The organism is Microcoleus sp. LAD1_D3, assembly GCF_036702135.1.
Lineage (GTDB): Bacteria > Cyanobacteriota > Cyanobacteriia > Cyanobacteriales > Microcoleaceae > Microcoleus.
The window spans coordinates 1-1,481 of the sequence record NZ_JAUBSB010000159.1 but is presented as its reverse complement, the minus strand read 5'-3'; the positions used below and the strand labels follow the sequence as shown (position 1 = coordinate 1,481).

At 44.2% G+C, this 1,481-nt stretch carries 1 pseudogene; it reads left to right on the top strand.

Features of this window, described 5'->3' with window-relative positions:
* Window positions 1–108: 108 nt before the first annotated feature.
* Window positions 109–1,458: pseudogene (locus tag QUA74_RS29735) on the top strand (IS4 family transposase); the annotation flags it as partial.
* Window positions 1,459–1,481 lie beyond the last annotated feature (23 nt).

Here is a 1,481-nt window from a genome sequence, read left to right as displayed (position 1 = left end):
CAATGGCACTGAAAAAGTGAGCAAAAAAAAATCTGTAAGGCAAGATATACATAGATAATTGCCTTACAAACCAAAATATCTCTCTCCATTATGCCAAATCGTGGGTGCATTCTCAAACAACAATTTTTGCAGAGCGTTGCCTCACCTTGGGAGAAGCTGCTGCCAGAAGAGTTAGTCCAGGAGCTTCTAGCGAAGGAGAAGATCACCTACTACCAAAGCATCTACACACCGATAGTCACCTTGTGGGCGATGATATCCCAGGTACTAGAGCCCGACAAAAGTTTGAGTCAAGCCGTGAAGCGGATGAGTACGTGGTTGAGTGCGGCCGGAGTCAAGTCTCCTTCTTCTGATACCGGGGCATATAGTAAAGCTCGTAAGCGACTACCAGAAAAACTCGTTCAACAGTTAGTACCAATAGTCGCAGAAGCCCTAGAAAAGGAAGTTCCTCTAGAACAACAATGGTGTGGACGACGGGTGCGGGTACTAGATGGGACAACAGTGTTGATGAATGATACTGCTGCTAATCAAGCCGAGTATCCGCAACACAGTAATCAAAAAGCTGGGTGTGGATTTCCCATCGCTAAAATAGTGGTACTCTTTTCATTACTAACAGGGGCTGTGGTATCCGCTGGCATAGCATCCTTGGCAAGCAGTGAGATTGTGATGAGCCGTTTGATTTATGCAAATTTAGTCCCCGACGATGTGATATTGGCAGATCAAGCTTATGGTAATTATGTTGATTTAGTTTTAGTGAAACAGCAAGGAGCAGATGCTGTTTTCCGTAAGAATCATCTCCGTAAAACTGACTTTAGACGGGGAAAAAAGTTGGGAATTGGCGACCACAAAGTCGTGTGGAATAAGCCACAACAGTGTCCCAACCACATGACTATTGAGGAATTCGAGGCATTGCCGTCTAGTTTCATCGTCCGGGAAGTATGCTTACGAATTAAACGCCGAGGCTTCAGAGATGAGCGTATCATTGTAGTGACAACATTGGTAGATGCCAAGCGGTACACTGTTGAAAAATTGACTTCTTTATATGGATTACGTTGGTCGGCAGCAGAAGTCAATTTACGCTATCTCAAAACCACGTTAAAAATGGAGATGTTAACAGCTAAAACTCCGGTGATGGTGAGAAAAGAAATCTGGACACACTTATTAGCCTACACTTTACTACGTACCATTATGTGGCAGGCTGTATCTTCGTCAAAAAATACAGTTTTTCAACTCTCATTCCAATCAACTAGGCAGCAGTTTAATCTGTTATTGACGCTGTTGGCAACTACAGGAAAACGCCAACAGCGACTATGGCGTCAATTACTTTTGGAACAGGTGGCAACTAATTTACTCACGATTCGACCTGAGCGTTCTGAACCCAGAGTTTTAAAACGCAGGCCGAAACCGTATCCTCGAATGCAGGAACCTCGCTCTGTCTTGAAAGCTAAACTGCGGGCGTGATTAAGCCTTTTTCAGTGCCATTG